This is a genomic window from Paraburkholderia sp. CNPSo 3281, from assembly GCF_024206515.1.
Taxonomy (GTDB): Bacteria; Pseudomonadota; Gammaproteobacteria; order Burkholderiales; family Burkholderiaceae; genus Paraburkholderia; species Paraburkholderia nodosa.
In genome coordinates this window covers 47,722-65,824 of sequence record NZ_JAMBPS010000044.1, presented here as the reverse complement: position 1 = coordinate 65,824, position 18,103 = coordinate 47,722, and the positions used below count along the sequence as shown (strand labels likewise).

Here is an 18,103-nt window from a genome sequence, read left to right as displayed (position 1 = left end):
CCCCGCCGCGTCGCGCGGCGGCGACGCGGCGGGGTGGCGGGGGGGCGGCGGATTGGCGGCGTCTTGGCCGATCGCGCCAGCGCGTCCGGGTACGACCTGGACCAGATTCAGATAACGCCTTTCTCCTTCAACCCGGCCAGCTGTTCCGCCGAATAACCGAGCATCGACTGCAGGACCTCCTGCGTGCCTTCGCCCAGTTGCGGAGGCGCGTGCCGCACGGGCAGGCGTTCGCCGTCGAAGCGCCACGGCGGCGCGAGCACCGGCGTCGTGCCGCTTTCGGTATGTGGATGCGGCTGCTGCGTGACGAGCCCGCCGCGCGTTGCGCGCGGCGAAAGCAGCGCCTCGCGCAAGCCCGCCACTTCGCCGCACGGAATGCCCGCGCGCGCAAGCCGTTCGAGCAGCAGTTTGCGCGGGCGGCTGCCCAGTTCGCGCGTGAGTTCGGGCACGAGCGTTTCGCGGTTCTGCCCGCGCAGGATGTTGGTCTTGTAGCGGGCGTCGTCGGCGAGGTCGGCGCGCTCGATCACCTCGCGGCAAAAGCGCTCGAACTGCGCGTTGTTGCCCACGGTGATGACGAGCGGGCCGTCGGCCGCATCGAACACGCCATACGGCACGATCGACGGGTGCGCATTGCCGTAACGCGGCGGGTCCTCGCCGATCAGCAGCGCTTCGAGGCCGTAGTAAGCGGTAATCATGAGGCCGCAGTCGAACAGCGCCATCTCGATGTGGCGCCCGCGGCCCGTGCGCTCGCGCTCGTAGAGCGCGGCGAGCATCGCCTGTGCGGAATACATGCCCGTGAAAAGATCCACGGCCGCTACACCGAATTTGAGCGGCGGCTGGTGCGCTTCGCCGTTCATCGCCATAAGGCCCGTTTCACCCTGCACGACGAGGTCGTAGCCGGGGCGTTTCGCTTCGGGTCCCGTGCGGTCATAGCCCGAAATCGAGCAATAGATGAGACGCGCATTCTCCGCGCTCAGCTGTTCATAGCCGAGCCCGAGCTTTTCCGCACCGCCGAACTTGAAGTTCTGAACGACGATGTCGCTGGTTTTCGCCAGCTCGCGCACGATCTGCTGGCCTTCGGGCGTTTGCAGATCGAGCGTGATCGAACGCTTGTTGCGATTCACGCTGTTGAAATAGGCAGTCTCGGTTTTGCCGACGCGCACGCCCCAGTCGCGCGTGTCGTCGCCGCGCTCGGGATGCTCGATCTTGATGACTTCCGCGCCGAGGTCGCCAAGCACCATCGCGCTCCACGGTCCGGCCAGCACACGCGAAAGATCGAGCACGCGCACGCCCGATAGCGGCAAGCTGCTTTTGTCCGTCTGCATCAAGAGGTACTCCTGGTTCGTTGTCGGGGCAACGCAGTCGCCCCCTCGTGCCTCACGCCGCCTCACGCCCCAATGCGATGTAGCGCGCGAGATGATGATCCTCGTCGCCAAGCTGATGATCGATCATCACGAGCCGCTTTGCATAGTGCGCGAGCGGCAATTCCCACGTCATGCCAATGCCGCCGTGCAGCTGGATCGCTTCTTCGGCCACGCGCGCGCCGATGCGCCCGATCGTGTACTTGGCGGCCGAAAGCGCACGTTCGCGCGGCGCGCGCGGCGCATCGATCGCCGCTGCCGCGTTGATGACCGCCGAGCGGGCCTGCTCGATTTCGAGCAGCACGTCCGCCATGCGATGCTGCAGCGCCTGGAAGCTGCCGATGAGGATGCCGAACTGCTTGCGCGTGCGCAGGTATTCGAGCGTGAAGTCGCGTGCGATATCCATCGCGCCCACGGCCTCCGATGCGAGCGCGACGATGCCGTATCCGCGTGCATATTCGAGCGTCGCGAAGCCACTGCCTGGCGCGCCGACGAGCGCATCGGCATGCACCTTCACGTTGTCGAGCGCCACTTCCGCTGCGCGGCCGCCATCGATCTTGCGGTAGCCACGCAGGCTCACGCCAGCTGCATCGCGCGGCACGAGGAAGAGGGAGATGCCTGCTTCGGCGAATTCATCGCCGGAGGTACGCGCCGAAACGAGCAGCACGTCGGCATGTTCGGCATGCTGCACGACGCCCTTCGCGCCTTGCAGCACCCAGCCATCGCCGCTTTTCTCCGCGCGCGTCGCCACGCGTGCGTCCTCGTAGTGCGAACCCGGCTCGTCGTGCGCGAGCGCGGCGATTTGCGAGCCGTCGATGAACGAGGCAATGCGCGCGCGCTGCGCCTCGCTGCCCGCACGGGCGAGCGCGCGGCCAACGATTAGCGTATCGAGGAACGGCTCGACCACGAGTCCGCGCCCGAGCGCTTCGAACACCACGGCGACATCGAAGCCCGCGCCGCCAAAGCCGCCATCGGCCTCGTCGAACAGCGCGCCGATCACGCCGAGTTCGGCGAAGCGCTGCCACATGTCTGCGCTAAAGCCTTCCTCGGAGCGCGCGATTGTATCGCGCGTATTGAAACCGTATTGCTCTGAGATGAAACGATTGAGCGTATCCGCAAGCATGCGGCGGTCTTCAGTGTGCTGGAAGTCCATGGCGTGCCTCTCAAAGATCTCAAAGCCCGAGAATCATCTTGGAGATGATGTTCTTCTGAATTTCGTTGGAGCCGCCGAAAATCGACAGCTTGCGGTTATTGAAGTATTGCGCGGCGGCGCTGGCGGCCTCAATGGGCCCGATTGCCTCGCCCGCATACCCCTCTTCGAGCGCTTCCTCGACGAACGGCGCCGCATACGGCCCCATCGCGCGGCGCAGCAGCGAGGAGATCTCCTGGCGGATCTCGGTGCCGCGAATCTTGAGCATCGAGCTTTCCGCACCGGGCACGCCGCCGCCCGCTACCGCAGCGATCACGCGCAGGTTCGTCGTCTTCATGTTCTCCAGATCGATCTCGACCTTTGCGAGGCGCGCCGCAAATTGCGGATCTTCTGCGAGCGGCTTGCCGTTGCGCGTGATTTTCTGCGCGGCGCGCTTCAGGCGCGCGAGCGCCGCCACCGAAAAGCCCACGCCCGCGATATTCGTGCGCTCGTACGTGAGCAGATATTTCGCGTAGGTCCAGCCCCGGTTTTCTTCGCCAACCAGGTTCGCCACCGGCACACGGACGTCGGTGAAGAACACTTCGTTCACCTCATGTTCGCCCTCGAGCGTGACGATGGGGCGAACCTCGATGCCCGGCGTGTTCATGTCGATCAGCAGGAAGCTGATGCCCTCCTGCTTGCGCACGTCGGTGGCGGTGCGCACGAGGCAGAAAATCATGTTCGCGTAGTGGCCGAGCGTGGTCCACGTTTTCTGGCCGTTCACCACGTAGTGGTCGCCGTCACGAACGGCGGTCGTGCGCAGCGAGGCCAGGTCCGAGCCTGCGCCCGGTTCCGAGTAGCCCTGGCACCACCAGTCCGAGCCGTCGAGAATGCGCGGCAGCCAGTAGCGCTTTTGCGCCTCGCTGCCGTACTTGATGAGCACGGGCCCGAGCATGTTCACGCCGAACGGCACGATGCGCGGCGCGCCTGCAATCGCGCATTCGTTCTCGAAGATGAACTTCTGCACGGCGCTCCAGCCGGGGCCGCCGTATTCCTGCGGCCAGTGGTTCGCGAGCCAGCCGTTTTCGTGGAGGATGGCGTGCCATTGCGCCATGTCGTCGCGCGTGAGGTGCCGGCCGTTGCTCACCTTGCTGGCAAGGCGCTGTGGCAGGCGGTCGTTCAGGAACGCGAGCACTTCGCTGCGAAACGCCTCTTCTTCGGCGGTGAATTTGAGGTCCATGTGTGAAAAGCTCCTTCAGGCCGATTGATTGAGGCTCGCGAAATTCTCGCCGCGCTCGACCAGTTCGACGAGCAGCGGCGAAGGACGCCAGAACAGCGGATCTTCCTTCGCATACTCGCGGATATCGGCGAGCACGTTGGCGAGGCCCACGGTATCGGCGTACTTCATCGGGCCGCCGCGATAGCGCGGGAAGCCGTAGCCGTAGAGCAGCGTGACATCCACATCGAGCGGACGCAGGGCGATCTTTTCATGCACGACGTTCGCGCCTTCGTTGATCATCGCGGCCATGTAGCGGCGCATGATGGCTTCGTCGCTGAAGGGGCGCGGCTCGATGCCGGCGCGCTCGCGCTCGGAGCGGATGATGGACTCGACTTCGGGGTCGGGCGTGCCCGTGCGTGCGCCTTCCGGGTACAGATAGAAGCCGCGGCCCGTCTTCTGGCCGAACCAGCCGCGCTCGCAGATGCGGTCCGCGATCTGCACGTAGCGCGCCTTCGGGTCGCGCGTGGCGGCGCGGCGCTTGCGCGTGGCCCAGCCGATGTCGCCGCCCGCGAGATCGACCACCTGGTACGGGCCCATCGGAAAGCCGAAGTCGCGCACGGCCTTGTCGATCTGGTACGGCGAAGCGCCGTCTTCCATCAGATGATCCGCAGCGGTGCGGAACACCGCGAGAATGCGGTTGCCGATGAAGCCGTCGCACACGCCTGCGCGCACCGGCACCTTGCGCAGCTTCTTCGCCAGCTCGAATGCCGTGGCGACCACATCGGCGCTCACCTGCTTCGGCACCACGATTTCGAGCAGCTTCATGATGTTGGCGGGCGAGAAGAAGTGCAGGCCTACCACGTCCTGCGGGCGTTTGATGCTGCCCGCAATGGCGTCGATGTCGAGATACGAGGTGTTGGTCGCGAGCACGGCGCCAGGCTTGCCCACGCGGTCGAGTTCGGCGAACACGGCCTGCTTCACGGCCATGTCCTCGAACACGGCTTCGATGACGAGATCGGTGTTCGCAAGCGCGTCGTACGAGGTGCTGCCGCTCAAGCGCGCGAGGATCTGCGCTTTCGCTTCGGGCTTCATGCGGCCCTTGGCGATGAGGCCGTCGTAGACCTTTTCCACATGGGCGCGGCCGCGCGCGAGCGAGGCGTCGTCGCGCTCGATCATCGTCACCGGCAGGCCCGCGTCGAGCACGGCCACGGCAATGCCCGCGCCCATCGTGCCGCCGCCGATCACGCCGACGGTTTCGATCGCACGCGGCTTCGCGCTCTTCGTTTCAGGGGCCTTCTGCACTTCGCGCTCAGCGAAGAATGCGTGCACGAGACCCGCGCGCTGCGGGCTGTCGAGGCATTCGAGGAACTGCTTGCGCTCGAAGCGCAGGCCTTCGTCGAACGCAAGATCGAGCGCGGCCTGCACGCAATCGACGATCTTCAGCGGCGAGAAGAGGCCACGCGACTTCTTCGCGGTCTCGGCGCGCGCGGCGTCGATCGCGGCTTGCGCCTGGGCGCGATCGGCGAGCGCCTGGGCGTCGCGTGTGCGTCGCACCGGCGTGTGGCCCGCGAGCAGTTCCTGCGCGTAGGCGAGGCCTTCGGCGAGGATGTCGTCGCTCGCGCCCACCCGGTCGACGAGGCCCAGCTTGTGCGCTTCCTGCGCGCTCGCGTGACGGCCGCTCAGCATCAGCGAGAGCGCCGCTTCGGCGCCGATCAGGCGCGGCGTGCGTTGCGTGCCGCCGGCGCCGGGCAACAGGCCCAGCTGCACTTCGGGCAGGCCGAGCTTCGCGCCCGCCACGGCGAGCCGGTAGTGCGCCGCGAGTGCCACTTCGAGGCCGCCGCCGAGCGCCGCGCCATGAATGGCGGCGATCACCGGCTTGTGGCAGGCCTCGATGCGGTTGCACACGTCGGGCAGCGCGGGCGGCTGCGGTGGCTTGCCGAACTCGCGGATGTCCGCGCCGGCTATGAAATTGCGCCCCGCGCCGACGATCAGCACGGCCTGCACGGCATCGTTCGCCTCGGCATGCTCGATGGCGGCCGCGAGGCCGCGGCGCACGTCCACGCCCAGCGCGTTGACGGGCGGATTGTCCACGGTGACGAGCAGCACCTTGCCGCGCAGTTCGTGAGTGACGGGGGAGGCGTTCACGGGATCGGATGCCATGGCGATGCTGTCTCCATAATGAGGGCTGGACTGGCGGACCAGACGGTAATCTTTCATGTTCGCGTCGATTCTCGGCGCGTCAGGAGTAATTGACAATCCCCTCGCTCGTTGACAGACTGTCAAAATATCTTTGACAGTGGATGTGCCATGGACGTCAATGCGCTGACCCTGCTCGTCGAGATTCTCGACGCGGGCAACCTGAGCGAGGCGGCGCGCCGGCTCAAGATGAGCCGCGCGAACGTCAGCTACCACCTCAACCACCTGGAGAAGTCGATCGGCCTGCAGCTCGTGCGCCGCACCACGCGCCGTGTCGAACCGACCGAAATCGGCCTGAAGCTCTACGAGCACGGCCGCGCGATCCAGAACGCGCTGCTCGCCGCGCGCGAATCGGTCTCCACCCTCGGCCAGAGCTTGCAGGGGCGCGTGCGGCTTTCGGTGCCGAGCGGCTACGGGCAGCTCGTGATGTCGGACTGGCTCATCCAGTTCAAGCGGATGTACCCCGGCATCGTGCTCGACGTGATGTTCGAAAATCGCGTCGAAGACCTGCTGCGCGACGAAGTCGATATTGCCGTGCGCGTGATGCACGAGCCGCCGCAGAATCTCGTGGCGCGCGATATGGGGCCGGTGAAGTACATCGCGTGTGCATGCACGCAGTGGGCTGAAAAGCACGGCATGCCGCAAACGCTGGAAGATCTGGCGCGCGCGCCCGTCATCACGGCAACGGTGGTGGGGCGGCAATTGCGCCTTGCGGGCTATCTGAACGAGGACCGCCACGAGGTGTTGCTCGAGCCCTCGATTATTTCGGAAAACTTTCTATTTTTGCGCCAGTCGATTCTCGCGGGACTCGGCGTGGGCATCGTGCCCGACTACGTGATGCACGACGACATTCGCCAGGGCGCTGCCGTGACGTCGCTCGACGCGTGGCGCTTGAGTATTTTCGGCACGCATATGTACATGCTGTATATGCCGAACCGCCACCACACGCGGGCGGCGTCCACCTTCATCGATTACGTGCTGGGCGAGGCCCGCAAGACCGGGCGCGGCGCCGCCGCGTGAGAGCCGGATGTAACACGCCGTTACCCCCGCGAAGCTCCGCGCCGGTATTCAAGAGTCCTGTGCGGCATTGTCCGGGTTCGCGCGTTGCGCACGCTCGCTGCTTGCACCAACGCCGGCGGCGTCCGGGCGTCCGCGTGTGACGGACGAAACGGCCACGCGTTGCTGAATCCCGGCCTTCGTGAGCATATGCGCGCTGATGGGGGCGGTGAGAAACAGGAACGCCGGAATCAGCACTTCGTGCAGGCTCGCGAAATTGTTGTGCGCGCTGAAGTACACGACCGAAGCGAGCACGACGCCGCCGACGCCGAGCGTGGTCGATTTGGTCGGTCCGTGCAGGCGCATGTAGAAGTCGGGCAGGCGTGCAAGGCCTAGCGCGCCGATCAGCGTGAACGCGCTGCCAAGCAGGAGCAGCACGCAGACAATCACTTCGATGACGGTTTGCATAACGGACTCGCCCTAGTTCAGTTCGATGATGTCGCCGCGCTGCAGGTACTTCGTGAACGCGACGGTCGCCACGAACCCCATGACCGCGATGAGCAGCGCGATTTCGAAGAAGACCGTCGAGCGCAGCACGATGCCGTAGACGACGATCAGCGCGATCGCGTTGACGTTGAGCGTGTCGAGTGCAACGAGCCGATCGGGCAGCGATGGCCCGCGCACGAGGCGCACGAGCGTGAGCAGGAACGCGAGCCCGAGGATCGCGAACGACACCGGAATGACGATGGCTAGCATGCGAAGATCTCCATGAGCGGGGCTTCGTAACGGGACTTGATCAAGGCGACGAGCGCGGCTTCGTCTTCGAGATCGAGCACGTGCACGACGAGGCGCCTGCGGTCGTCGGAGAGCTCGGCGCAGAGCGTGCCGGGGCTCAGCGAGACGATGCTGATGAGCGCCGAAAGCGCGATTTCGTGGGTGCTGTCGAGCGGCACGTCGATGAAGGCGGGGCGCAGGCGCTTCGTCGGGCCGAGCACGAGCAGCGCGACTTCGAGATTCGCCACGAGGATGTCGTAGAGCACATGCCCCAGCAGCCGCACGAGCAGCCACGGTTTGCCGAAGCGCACAGGCGCGAGCCACAGCCCTTCGCCCACGCGGTAAGCGATGGCGGTGCCGAGCACGAGTCCAAGGAGCAGGTTGCCCGGCGACGCGTCGTTCATCAGCAAGACCCAGCATACGAGCAGCACGACGGTGAGCCAGGGGTGCGGAAAGAGCCTCTTGAGCATGTCAGCTTCCTCCGCCCTGTGACGTTTGCGCGGCCTGCGCGGGCAGGATCGCGTGAACGTAGGCTTCGCGGTCGAGCAACTGCGCGGCGGTGGCGTCGAGATACTGCTTGAGCGGGCCAGCGAACACCGTTGCCGCCACCACGCCCGCGAGCAGCAGCGCACACGCGGCGAGCTTGGCGCGGCTGCCGCGCGGCGCAGCGGCGGGTGCGCCGTCGTAGACGCGTGCAGCGGGCATCGCCCACAGCAGGCGTGTGCCTGTGCGGCTGAGCGCGACGATCGACAGCAGGCCCGCAACCAGCACGGCGGGCCAGAGCACGACGGCCTGCGCAAGCGGCGTGGCGGCGAGTACCATGGCCTTGCCCAGAAAGCCCGAGAGCGGCGGCAGGCCGACTGCGCCAACCGCCGCCGCGAGATAGAGGACGCCGGCGAGGTTCGAGGGCCAGGGCGCGGGCGTTTTTTCAGGGTCCGCTGCCGTGGGCGGCGTTGCGATTGGCTCGCCGTCCGCGTCGGGCGTGATGGCCGGTGCGGTAGCGTCGTCGAGCGATTCGAGCGAGGCGGGCTCGCGTGTTTCGGCTGCAGCGGGCACGACCGCAAGTTCGCTTGCTTCGGACTCCAGTGTATCGGCGAGCATGAACAGCGCGCCCGTGCATAGCGTCGTGCTGATGAGGTAGTACAGCAGTGCGCTCCACGCGAGCACGGTTTGCAGCGTGACGGCCGCAATCAGCAGGCCGACCGAGACCAGCACGAGAAATCCGGTCGTGGTCTTGAGGCTCGATACCGCCAGCGCGCCGAGCGCGCCATAGACGATCGTCGCAATGGCGAGCCACCACGCCCATTGATGCAGGAAAGCGTCCAGCACGCCGCCAGCCGCGCCGAACACGAGCGCGTCGCAGCGAAGCATCGCGTAGATGCCCACCTTGGTCATGATCGCGAACAGCGCGGCCACCGGCCCGATTGCGCTTCGATACGCCTGTGGCAACCAGAACGACATGGGGAACACGGCGGCCTTGAGGCCGAATACGAGCATGAGCGTCGCGCCCGCGAACTGCGCGAGGGGCAGCGACGCGGCGTCCAGATGCGCGAGCCGCTCGCCCATGTCGGCCATGTTGAGCGTGCCCGTGAGGCCGTACAGCACGCCCAGCGCGATCAGGAAGAACGACGAGCCCACGAGGTTCAGCAGCATGTAGTGCAGGCCGTTGCGCACGCGGCGGCGGCCGCCTCCATGCAGCAGCAGTGCGTAAGAGGCGATCAGCAGCAGTTCGAAGAAGACGAACAGATTGAAGAGGTCGCCGGCGAGAAACGCGCCGTTCAGGCCCATCAGCTCGAACTGCACGAGCGCGCGATAGTAGCGCCCGCGCCGGACATCGGCGCTCGTGGTGCCGAGCAGGCAGCAGCACGCGAGCAGTGCGGTCAGCACGAGCATGAGTGCGCCGAGCCGGTCGATCTGCAAGACGATGCCGAACGGCGCGGGCCACGCGCCGAGCGCATAGCTGGCAATCTGCCCTTGCGCCGCGAATTCGGCGAGCGCCACCGCAATGGGCAGCAGCGCGAGCGTGGCGACCACGTTGATCGCACGCTGCAGGCGTTTCGCGCGCAGCGGCAGCGCAACGATCGCGCCGGCCGCGAACAGCGGAATCAGGATGGGGAGGATGAGAGCGTGGTTCATTCGCCGCGCATCTCCTTGCCAATCCGCTGCGGGTTGTCACCGTCCACATGATCGGTGCCGTCGATCGCGAGCGCGCGCAGCGCGAGCACGACCGTGAAGGCCGTCATGGCGAAGCCGATCACGATCGCGGTGAGCACGAGCGCCTGCGGCACGGGGTCCGCATAGTGCGCGCCCGGCGCGATCACGGGCGGCTTGCCGGTGGAGAGCCGGCCCATGCCGAGCAGGAACAAGTTGATCGCGTACGAGAACAGCGTGATGCCGAGGATCACCGGCAGCACGCGTGCGCACAGCAGCAGGTAGATGCCGCTCGCGCAGAGCACGCCGAGCGTAATGGCGAAGGCGGCTTCCATCAGCTTTTCTCCACGGATTGCATGTCCTTGTCGCGCACGCCAAGGTGCGAGACGATCGTGAGCGTCGTGCCGACCACGGCGCCCAGCACGCCGAGGTCGAACAGCATGGCCGTGCTCAGTTCGATTTCGCCGATCAGCGGCACATGCAGATGGCCGAACGCGCTGGTGAGGAAGGGGTGGCCAAGCACGATCGCACCCACGCCCGTTGCGGCCGCAACGAGAATGCCGAGGCCCGCGAGCGCGCGGTAGTTGATGCGGATGCGCGACTCGGTCCACAGCACGCCGCTCGCCACGTATTGCAGCAGGAGCGCAATGGAGAGCACGAGCGAGGCGATAAAGCCGCCGCCCGGTAGATTGTGGCCGCGCAGAAAGATGAACGCGGCGACGAGCAGGGTGAGCGGCAGCATGAGGCGCGCGAGAATGGCGAGCAGCAGCGGATGCGACTGCGACGACCACGGCAGGCCGCCCGGGCCCGTGTCGGGCGATTTCAGGCGCAGGCCGCGCAGCAGCGCCTTCACGGCGAGCCCCGCCACCACCAGCACGCTGATCTCGACCATCGTGTCGAAGCCGCGGAAATCCACGAGGATCACGTTCACGACGTTGTGGCCGCCGCTGCCCGGCAGCGCGTTCGCGAGAAAGTACTGGCCGACGCCGCCGATGGGTGCGCGCGTCATCACCGCATACGCCACGCCGCCGATCAGCGCGCCGCCCGCGAGCGCGAGCACCGCGTTGCGGGCGCGCGCGGCGGGAGGCTGTTGCGCGCGCTGCACGACAGGCAGAAAGTAGATGGCGAGCACGAGCAGCAGCACCGTGACCACTTCCACGGAGATCTGCGTGAGCGCGAGGTCGGGTGCGGAAAAACGCACGAACGCCAGTGTGACGAGCAGCCCGCAGGTGCTCAGCATCACGAGCGCATAGAGCGTATTGGCGCGCACGAGCACGACGCCCACTGCCATCAGCGCCATCAGCACGAGGCCGACGAGCGTCATCGCATCGAGCGGCGCCGAGCGGTACGCGCCGTCCAGCGACGCGAGCGCGAGCAGGGCGGCGCCTGGCACGATCAGCATCGCCGCGATCATCCACGCGAGATACGCCGGCAGCGAGCGCGTTTCGAAGAGATTGACCACGACGCCCGCGGCTTTTTCGAGCTGCTGCACGAAGCGGTCGAAGCCTTCGCTCGCGTTCATTTCGGAAAGTACCGAACGATGATGGCGGAACGCGTCGCGGCGAAAGAAGAACAGCAGCGCGCCGCCCACGAACGACACGCAGCTCATCACGAGCGGCAGATTGATGCCGTGCCACAAGCTCAGGCTGTACGTGGGCACGACGCCGCCCAACGCGAACCACGCCGCGGACTCGAGCATCTTGCCAATGGTTTGCTCCGGCACGAGGCCCACGAGCAGACAAATGATGACGAGAATCTCGACGGGCAGCTTCATGAAACGCGGCGGCTCGTGCGGCGGGTAGTGCGGAAGGTCGTGCGGCGTTTCGCCGTCGAAGAACACGCCCCACACGAAGCGCAGCGAGTACGCGACCGAGAGCCCCGCGGCGATGACGGCGAGCGCGGGAATGATCCAGCTGAAGTCGCCGAGCAGACCTTGTGCAAGCGTTTCGCCGAAAAACATCTCCTTCGAGAGGAAGCCGTTGAGCAGCGGCACCCCTGCCATGGCGAGCGATGCCACGGCGGCCAGCGCGGCGGTGTGCGGCATGAAGCGGCGCAGGCCACGCAGGCGGCCCAGGTCACGCGTGCCCGTTTCATGGTCGATGATGCCCGCCGCCATGAAGAGCGAGGCCTTGAATACCGCGTGATTGAAGGTGTGAAAGAGCGCGGCGACGGTGGAGAGCTGCGTGTCGAGGCCGAACAGCAGCACGATGAGCCCGAGATGGCTGATGGTGGAATACGCGAGCAGCCCCTTGAGATCGCGCTGCACGAGGGCCATGGCCGCGCCGCCCGTGAGCGTGACGAGGCCGATCAGGCTCGTCACGTAGAAGAACCAGTCGGTGCCTTCGAGCACGGGGTAAAAGCGTGCGATAAGGAAGATGCCCGCTTTCACCATGGTCGCCGAATGCAGGTACGCGGAAACGGGCGTGGGCGCCGACATCGCATGCGGTAGCCAGAAATGGAACGGGAACTGCGCCGACTTCGTGCAGGCCGCGAAAAGCACGAGCAGGAGAATCGCGGGATACAGCGGATTGCGCTGCACCTGGCCTGCATGCGCGAGCACGACGTCGAGGTCGTAGCTGCCGCACACGTGGCCCAGCAGCAGCACGGCGGCCAGCAGCGCGAGGCCGCCCGCGCCCGTGATGGTGAGCGCCATGCGCGCGCCGCGCCGCGCTTCGGGGCGCGAAGGCCAGAAGCCGATCAGCAGGAACGACACGATGCTCGTGAGTTCCCAGAAGATCACGAGCAGCAGCAGATTGTCCGACAGCACCACGCCGAGCATCGCGCCCATGAAGAGCAGCAGCAGCGCGTAAAGGCGCGGCAGCGACTCGCTGCCTGCGAGGTAGTAACGCGCGTAGATAAAGACGAGCAGGCCGATCGCGAGCACGAGCAGCGCGAACATGAACGAAAGGCCGTCCAGACGCAGCGCGAACGAGAGGCCGAGCTGCGGGATCCAGTCGGCTTGCCAGTGCAGCACACCATGGGTGGCCATGCCCACGCGTTCGCTGCCCAGCAGGCCCAGGCCGAGCAGTGGGGCCGCGAATGCGACCCACGTGCCGGAGGCGGGTGCGTGACGTCCCGCGAACGCGACGAGCGCCGCGGCGACGAACGGTATTGCGACGAGCCACCCCATTGCCATTCGACACTCCCCGTGAATCCGGCAGGGCGCCGAGCCGCCGCGCCGCAGTTCACGATCATAGCCGCAAACGGGGACGGAGTTCATTCATGTGGCATCAAGGCGGCCACGGGATGTCATACGAAGGAAACGTGCGTCAGGTCCTCTGGCCTTGGGGCTCGTCGATGATCTTCACATCGGCCAGACGAAGGTTTCGCGAGCGCGTTTCGTTTTGCCAATCCTTTCCACACGCACGCGCGGCCCGTTCATGCTCGTTTCGCGTTGTGACCGCGACTACGCCCTCACTGCGGAATCATCCCGGTCAGCACATAAGCCTGAATCAGCGTCACCACGCCCACGACAGCCGCGAAGAACAGGCTATGGCGCACGGTGAAGCGGAACAGCGACGATTCCTTGCCGACGAGGCCGGTTGCCGCGCAGGCCACCGCGATCGACTGCGGCGAAATCATCTTGCCGCTCACGCCGCCCGAGGTGTTGGCCGCGACGAGCAGCGTGTCCGACACGTTGATCTGGTGTGCCGTGGTGTGCTGCAGCGAGCAGAACAGCGCGTTCGACGACGTATCGGAGCCCGTGAGGAACACGCCGAGCCAGCCGAGGAGCGGCGAGAAGAACGGGAAGGCGGCGCCGGTGCCCGCAAGCGCGAGGGCGAGTGTGGACGACATGCCCGAGTAGTTCGCGACGAACGCGAAGGCGAGCACGAGACCGATGGAAAGCACGGGGCGGCGCAGTTCGCCGAGCGTTTCGAAGAACGCGGCCACAGCGGCGCGCGGCTTCATGCGCAGCAGGATCGCGGAGAGGATTGCGGTGATCATGATCGCGGTGCCCACGGCCGAGAGCCAGTCGAGCTTGAACACGGCTTCGTACGGCTTGGGCGACGCGACGATCGGCGCCGTGCGAACCACGAGCTGGTCGAGGCCCGGTACGTGCAGGCTCAGAATGGTGCCCGCGAGCGGCCCCTTCGCGGCGAAGAGCGCCTTGAACGGCTTGACGCTCCACACGGTCACGATGGCCGTGAGCAGAATGAACGGCGACCAGGCGCGCACGGTCTGCGCGATGCTGTACGGCGAAGCCTTGCGGCTCGAAGCCGCTGCACGCGAACCACCGCCGCCGAAACCGCCCAGCGCAGCGGCGCCGCCGCTCACCTTCACGCTCGCGCCTTGCGTTGCCCGGCGCGGCTGCCACACGTTGAGAAACGCGGCGAGCGCGACGAGGCTCACGAGCGCCGAGGTGATGTCCGGCAACTCGGGCCCGATGTGGTTCGACGTGAAGTACTGCGTCACAGCGAAGCTGCCGCCGGCCACGAGCGCGGCGGGCCACGTTTCCTTCACGCCGCGCTTGCCGTCCATGATGAAGACGAGCCAGAACGGCACGAAGAGCGACAGCAACGGCAACTGGCGGCCCGCCATCGCGCCGATCAGGAACGGATCGATGCCCGTCACCTGGCCCGCGACGATGATGGGAATCCCCATCGCGCCGAACGCAACCGGAGCGGTATTGGCGATCAGGCAGAGACCCGCGGCATAGAGCGGCTCGAATCCGAGGCCGACGAGCAGCGCAGAGGTGATCGCCACCGGCGCGCCGAAGCCCGCCGCGCCTTCGAGGAACGCGCCGAATGAGAAGCCGATCAGCAGCAGCTGCAGGCGCTGGTCATCGGTGATCGAGAGCACCGAGGCGCGGATGATCTCGAACTGTCCCGTCTTCACGACGATCTTGTAGAGGAACACCGCGGTGACGATGATCCACGCGATCGGCCAGATGCCGTAGGCAAAGCCGAAGCCCGCGGCAACGAGCGCCTGGCGCACGGGCATGCCGTATTCGAAGATAGCCACGGCGAGCGCGAGCAGCAGGGTGATCGCCGCGGCGACATGGCCCTTCATGCGCAGGCAGGCGAGCGCGACGAAGAAGAACAGAATGGGAATGGCGGCCACGAGCGCGGACAGCCAAAGACTGCCGAGCGGTGTGTAGATCTGGTACCAGGGTTGCACTACGGTCTCCTCCGATGATGCGGGTAGAAAATTTTTGTGATCTCGTCAGGCTTGCTGTGAGCGTTATTTCGCAGGCCTGACGACATGAGCGCTATTGCGGCTGGTCGCGTTCGCGCAGCAGGTCGTGGAGGCTGCGCGGCGCAGGCGTGAGCGGCGTGCGATGCTGCGTCCAGCCCATTTGCCGCGAGGGCGCGAGCCCGCGCAGACGCGTCATGGCCCAGCGCAGCGCGCGGTAGGCACGCGGGTGCGCGAACGCGCCGCTCCAGAAGCGCCAGATGAACTGCTCGCCCCTGCTGTGATTCGCGCCCTGGCCGCGCAACGGATGCGCGACGCTTTCCTCGGGGTCGCGGTTCGCCTCGGTGCGCAGGCGCACGAGTAGTTGCGGAATCGGAATGCGCACCGGGCAGACTTCGCTGCACGCGCCGCACAGGCTCGAAGCGGTGGGCAACTCGGCGGTCGCGTCGAGCCCGAGCAGATGCGGCGAAATGATCTTGCCGATCGGTCCCGGGTAGGTCGTGCCGTACGCGTGGCCGCCGATGCGCGTGTACACGGGGCAGTGGTTCATGCACGCGCCGCAGCGGATGCATTGCAGCGTGGCGCGCAATTGCTCGTCGGCGTAGGCCTGGCTGCGGCCGTTGTCGAGCAGGACGAGATGCACCTCGCGCGGGCCGTCTTTCTCGCCTGCGCGGCGCGGGCTGCTGATCAGGTTGAAATACGTCGTGATGGGCTGGCCCGTGGCCGAGCGCGTGAGCAGGCTCGAAAGCGGCACGATGTGCTCGAGCTTCGCCACCACCTTTTCCATGCCCATGATCGCGATATGCACGTCGGGCACCGTGGTGGAAAGGCGCCCGTTGCCTTCGTTTTCCACGAGCCAGAGCGTGCCCGTATCGGCGGCGGCGAAGTTCACGCCGGAGAGGCCGATCTGCGCATCCACGAAGGCGCGGCGCAGCGCCCGGCGGCCCGTTTGAATGAGCGTGTCCACGTCCTCCGTGAAGGGCGTATCGGGGATGTGCGCTTCGAACAGGTGCCCGATGTCGCCCTTCGTCTTGTGGATCGCGGGCATCACGATGTGCGAGGGCTTTTCGCCCGCGAGCTGCACGATGTACTCGCCCATATCCGATTCGATGCAGTCGACGCCGCGCTCCGCGAGGTAATGGTTGAGCTCGATTTCCTCGCTCGCCATCGACTTGCCCTTGATCACGCGCGTGGCCGCGTGACGCTGAGCGATGGCGTGGACGATGCGGTTCGCCTCAATGGCGGTCTCGGCCCAATGCACCTGAATTCCGTTCGCGCGCAGCTTCGTTTCCAGCTGCTCGAGTAGTTCAGGCAGGCGCGCGAGCGCATGCTGGCGCACCGCTTCGCCGAGATCGCGCAGGGCTTCGAGTTCGTCCGCCTCGGGGAACTGCGCGGCGCGCTTGCCTTGCAGGAAGTCCATCGCGCCGCGAAAGCTCTTGCGCAGCTGCGGGTCGTCGAGCGCCGTGCGCGCGCGCTGGCGGAATTCCGCGGTCGGGACGAAATGAAGCGTGTTTTCCTGCGAGGTCTGCGTGGTCGTGCTCAATCGGCGGCTCCGTGCTGCGCACCCGTTGCGCGATCCTCATCGGTCACGACGACGACCCACAGGGCGCGGGGACCATGCGCGCCATAGGCGGTGGTCTGCTGGATATCCGAGGTCTTCGACGGACCCGAGATCATCACGAGATTGGTGGGCATGCCGTCACGCCAGCGCTCCGCGGCCACGGCGGCATGCAGGTCGGCGTGCAGCGTGTTCGCGTGAATCAGCGCGACGTGCAGCGGCGGCACGAGCGAGACCGTGCGCGGCGCGTTCGCGTCGGGCACGACCACGAGCGTGCCCGTCGCCGCGAGGCCCGAGCGTGCGACGGTGAAGCCCGCGTCGATGGTGTCGAAGAGTTCGGCCTTCCACTGCTCGATCGGTTGCGCGTAATTGCGCGCCTGCACGGCGGCCGGCAGCGCTGCCTCGAGCGCCAGGCCTTCGGCGCAGGCGGTGTCGAGCAGCAGGCTGCGCACGCCCGCTGCTGCGAGGCGCGCAGCGAGATCGACGGCCCACGTTGCGGCGCTCGCGCAGATCACCTCGGCGTGCGCGGCTTCGAGCATGCGCTGGAATTGCGCGATGCGGTCGGTCAGCGCCAGCGGGGCGTGCGCCCGGCGCCCGGTGAAATGCGCGTCGATGCGTGCGTCGAGCGCTTCGAGTGTCGTGGCGGGCGCGGCGGGTGCATGGCCGCGCAGGCGTTGCAGCATACGCGCACGCGCGCCCATCGTATCGACGCTCATGCGGCCTCCCCGCCGGTGCGGCGCCAGAGGAACGAGGCGAGGTGCTCCACGGCGAGCGGCGCGCCCTTGTGCGCCGCCGCGTGGCCGATGTTGAGCAGGCACCCGCAGTCGGCGGAAACGAGGCGCTCGCAGCCCGTGGCACAGGCGGAGGCGATCTTGTCGGCGACCATCGCGCCGGAAATGTCCGGGTGCTTGAGCGAGAACGTGCCGCCGAAGCCGCAGCATTCCGATTCGCGTTCGTGCTCGATGCGTGTGACGCCGGGCAGCGCATCGACGACTTCGACGCCGTGCACGCGCGTGCCCATCTCGCGCCGCGCGCCGCATGAGGTGTGCAGTACGACGCGCTCGTCGGGCTGGCGCACGGCACCCTGTGCGCCATACGCCTCGAAGTCGACGTTCAGCACGCGCACGAGGAATTCGGTGAGTTCGTACACGCGCTCCGAGAGTCCCTCGGCGCGCGCAGCGTTGGCCGCGTCGCCATCGAACAGCGCGGGCCAGTGGTGGCGCATCATGCCCGCGCACGAACCCGAAGGCACGATCACGGGCCAGGGCTTTTCGAAGAGTCCGAGTTGCGCGAGCGCGACCTCGCGCGCCTGGCGCGGGTTGCCGCTGCTGTACGCAGGTTGGCCGCAGCAGCTCTGGCTGCGCGGGAAATGGACCGTGAGGCCTTCGCGTTCGAGCAGCTTCACCGCGTCGAGGCCGGCTTGCGGCACGAACAGGTCGACGAGGCAGGTGGCGAACAGATAGACGTCGGTGGGGCGCTCGGTGGGGTATTGCCGTGGCTTCATGTCTCGCTCGGTGTCTTGGCGCGCTTTCGGACTCCTTCCCCGCGGGGCCGGGGCCGGGCAGGGTGGGGACGAGCGCTGGTTTGGG

15 protein-coding genes are annotated in these 18,103 nt (G+C 66.8%); 1 reads left to right on the top strand and 14 read right to left on the bottom strand.

The window, feature by feature from the left end; genetic code table 11:
- Positions 1-107: 107 nt before the first annotated feature.
- From M3I56_RS30615 to M3I56_RS30600, 4 genes are read right to left on the bottom strand one after another with little or no spacing between them, the layout of a single operon-like run.
- Positions 108-1,322, bottom strand: coding sequence for a CaiB/BaiF CoA-transferase family protein (locus tag M3I56_RS30615; RefSeq protein ID WP_254357129.1), 1,215 nt, complete (start codon positions 1,320-1,322; stop codon positions 108-110).
- A gap of 52 nt (positions 1,323-1,374) precedes the next feature.
- Positions 1,375-2,511, bottom strand: coding sequence for an acyl-CoA dehydrogenase family protein (locus M3I56_RS30610; RefSeq protein ID WP_254357128.1), 1,137 nt, complete (start codon positions 2,509-2,511; stop codon positions 1,375-1,377).
- A 19-nt stretch (positions 2,512-2,530) separates the two neighbouring features.
- The gene (locus M3I56_RS30605; RefSeq protein ID WP_254357127.1) at positions 2,531-3,727 is read right to left on the bottom strand and encodes an acyl-CoA dehydrogenase family protein; all 1,197 of its coding nucleotides are present in this window, start codon (positions 3,725-3,727) and stop codon (positions 2,531-2,533) included.
- Between the two features lie 15 nt (positions 3,728-3,742).
- The gene (locus tag M3I56_RS30600; protein ID WP_254357126.1) at positions 3,743-5,866 is read right to left on the bottom strand and encodes a 3-hydroxyacyl-CoA dehydrogenase NAD-binding domain-containing protein; all 2,124 of its coding nucleotides are present in this window, start codon (positions 5,864-5,866) and stop codon (positions 3,743-3,745) included.
- 147 nt (positions 5,867-6,013) lie between these two features.
- On the opposite strand from M3I56_RS30600, the gene M3I56_RS30595 reads away from it, so the two are divergent.
- Positions 6,014-6,922 carry a LysR family transcriptional regulator gene (locus M3I56_RS30595; RefSeq protein WP_254357125.1) on the top strand — a complete coding sequence of 303 codons (909 nt, stop codon included), beginning with the start codon at positions 6,014-6,016 and terminating at the stop codon, positions 6,920-6,922.
- Positions 6,923-6,970: 48 nt separating this feature from the next.
- On the opposite strand, the gene M3I56_RS30590 is transcribed toward M3I56_RS30595, so the two are convergent.
- The 10 genes from M3I56_RS30590 to M3I56_RS30545 form a co-directional block, all read right to left on the bottom strand.
- The gene (locus M3I56_RS30590) at positions 6,971-7,366 is read right to left on the bottom strand and encodes a Na+/H+ antiporter subunit G (protein WP_254357124.1); all 396 of its coding nucleotides are present in this window, start codon (positions 7,364-7,366) and stop codon (positions 6,971-6,973) included.
- 12 nt (positions 7,367-7,378) lie between these two features.
- Positions 7,379-7,654, bottom strand: a complete 276-nt coding sequence (locus tag M3I56_RS30585; protein ID WP_254357123.1) for a K+/H+ antiporter subunit F — start codon at positions 7,652-7,654, stop codon at positions 7,379-7,381.
- The gene (locus M3I56_RS30580) at positions 7,648-8,142 is read right to left on the bottom strand and encodes a Na+/H+ antiporter subunit E (protein ID WP_254357122.1); all 495 of its coding nucleotides are present in this window, start codon (positions 8,140-8,142) and stop codon (positions 7,648-7,650) included. The genes M3I56_RS30585 and M3I56_RS30580 overlap by 7 nt, the downstream gene beginning before the upstream one ends.
- Before the next feature lies 1 nt (position 8,143).
- Positions 8,144-9,808, bottom strand: coding sequence for a monovalent cation/H+ antiporter subunit D (locus M3I56_RS30575; protein ID WP_254357121.1), 1,665 nt, complete (start codon positions 9,806-9,808; stop codon positions 8,144-8,146).
- Positions 9,805-10,158: a Na+/H+ antiporter subunit C gene (locus M3I56_RS30570; RefSeq protein WP_254339742.1), complete on the bottom strand. Its 354-nt coding sequence runs from the start codon at positions 10,156-10,158 to the stop codon at positions 9,805-9,807. The genes M3I56_RS30575 and M3I56_RS30570 overlap by 4 nt, the downstream gene beginning before the upstream one ends.
- On the bottom strand, positions 10,158-12,959 hold the full coding sequence (locus M3I56_RS30565) for a monovalent cation/H+ antiporter subunit A (RefSeq protein WP_254357120.1): 2,802 nt from the start codon (positions 12,957-12,959) through the stop codon (positions 10,158-10,160). The genes M3I56_RS30570 and M3I56_RS30565 overlap by 1 nt, the downstream gene beginning before the upstream one ends.
- Positions 12,960-13,237: 278 nt before the next feature.
- Entirely contained in the window at positions 13,238-14,941 is a 1,704-nt protein-coding gene (locus M3I56_RS30560; protein WP_254357119.1) for a lactate permease LctP family transporter, read from the bottom strand.
- A gap of 91 nt (positions 14,942-15,032) precedes the next feature.
- Positions 15,033-16,499 (bottom strand): LutB/LldF family L-lactate oxidation iron-sulfur protein, encoded by a 1,467-nt coding sequence (locus M3I56_RS30555; protein WP_254357118.1) that lies wholly within the window; start codon positions 16,497-16,499, stop codon positions 15,033-15,035.
- Entirely contained in the window at positions 16,496-17,215 is a 720-nt protein-coding gene (locus tag M3I56_RS30550; protein ID WP_254357134.1) for an LUD domain-containing protein, read from the bottom strand. The genes M3I56_RS30555 and M3I56_RS30550 overlap by 4 nt, the downstream gene beginning before the upstream one ends.
- Positions 17,216-17,226: 11 nt before the next feature.
- On the bottom strand, positions 17,227-18,018 hold the full coding sequence (locus tag M3I56_RS30545) for a (Fe-S)-binding protein (RefSeq protein ID WP_254357117.1): 792 nt from the start codon (positions 18,016-18,018) through the stop codon (positions 17,227-17,229).
- Positions 18,019-18,103 lie beyond the last annotated feature (85 nt).

Excerpts from the sequence above, each read along its gene's own strand:
- M3I56_RS30615 (WP_254357129.1), bottom strand. The coding sequence starts at position 1,322 with ATGCAGACGGACAAAAGCAGCTTGCCGCTATCGGGCGTGCGCGTGCTC.
- M3I56_RS30610 (WP_254357128.1), bottom strand. The coding sequence starts at position 2,511 with ATGGACTTCCAGCACACTGAAGACCGCCGCATGCTTGCGGATACGCTC.
- M3I56_RS30605 (WP_254357127.1), bottom strand. The coding sequence starts at position 3,727 with ATGGACCTCAAATTCACCGCCGAAGAAGAGGCGTTTCGCAGCGAAGTG.
- M3I56_RS30600 (WP_254357126.1), bottom strand. The coding sequence starts at position 5,866 with ATGGCATCCGATCCCGTGAACGCCTCCCCCGTCACTCACGAACTGCGC.
- M3I56_RS30595 (WP_254357125.1), top strand. The coding sequence starts at position 6,014 with ATGGACGTCAATGCGCTGACCCTGCTCGTCGAGATTCTCGACGCGGGC.
- M3I56_RS30590 (WP_254357124.1), bottom strand. The coding sequence starts at position 7,366 with ATGCAAACCGTCATCGAAGTGATTGTCTGCGTGCTGCTCCTGCTTGGC.
- M3I56_RS30585 (WP_254357123.1), bottom strand. The coding sequence starts at position 7,654 with ATGCTAGCCATCGTCATTCCGGTGTCGTTCGCGATCCTCGGGCTCGCG.
- M3I56_RS30580 (WP_254357122.1), bottom strand. The coding sequence starts at position 8,142 with ATGCTCAAGAGGCTCTTTCCGCACCCCTGGCTCACCGTCGTGCTGCTC.
- M3I56_RS30575 (WP_254357121.1), bottom strand. The coding sequence starts at position 9,808 with ATGAACCACGCTCTCATCCTCCCCATCCTGATTCCGCTGTTCGCGGCC.
- M3I56_RS30570 (WP_254339742.1), bottom strand. The coding sequence starts at position 10,158 with ATGGAAGCCGCCTTCGCCATTACGCTCGGCGTGCTCTGCGCGAGCGGC.
- M3I56_RS30565 (WP_254357120.1), bottom strand. The coding sequence starts at position 12,959 with ATGGCAATGGGGTGGCTCGTCGCAATACCGTTCGTCGCCGCGGCGCTC.
- M3I56_RS30550 (WP_254357134.1), bottom strand. The coding sequence starts at position 17,215 with ATGGGCGCGCGTGCGCGTATGCTGCAACGCCTGCGCGGCCATGCACCC.
- M3I56_RS30545 (WP_254357117.1), bottom strand. The coding sequence starts at position 18,018 with ATGAAGCCACGGCAATACCCCACCGAGCGCCCCACCGACGTCTATCTG.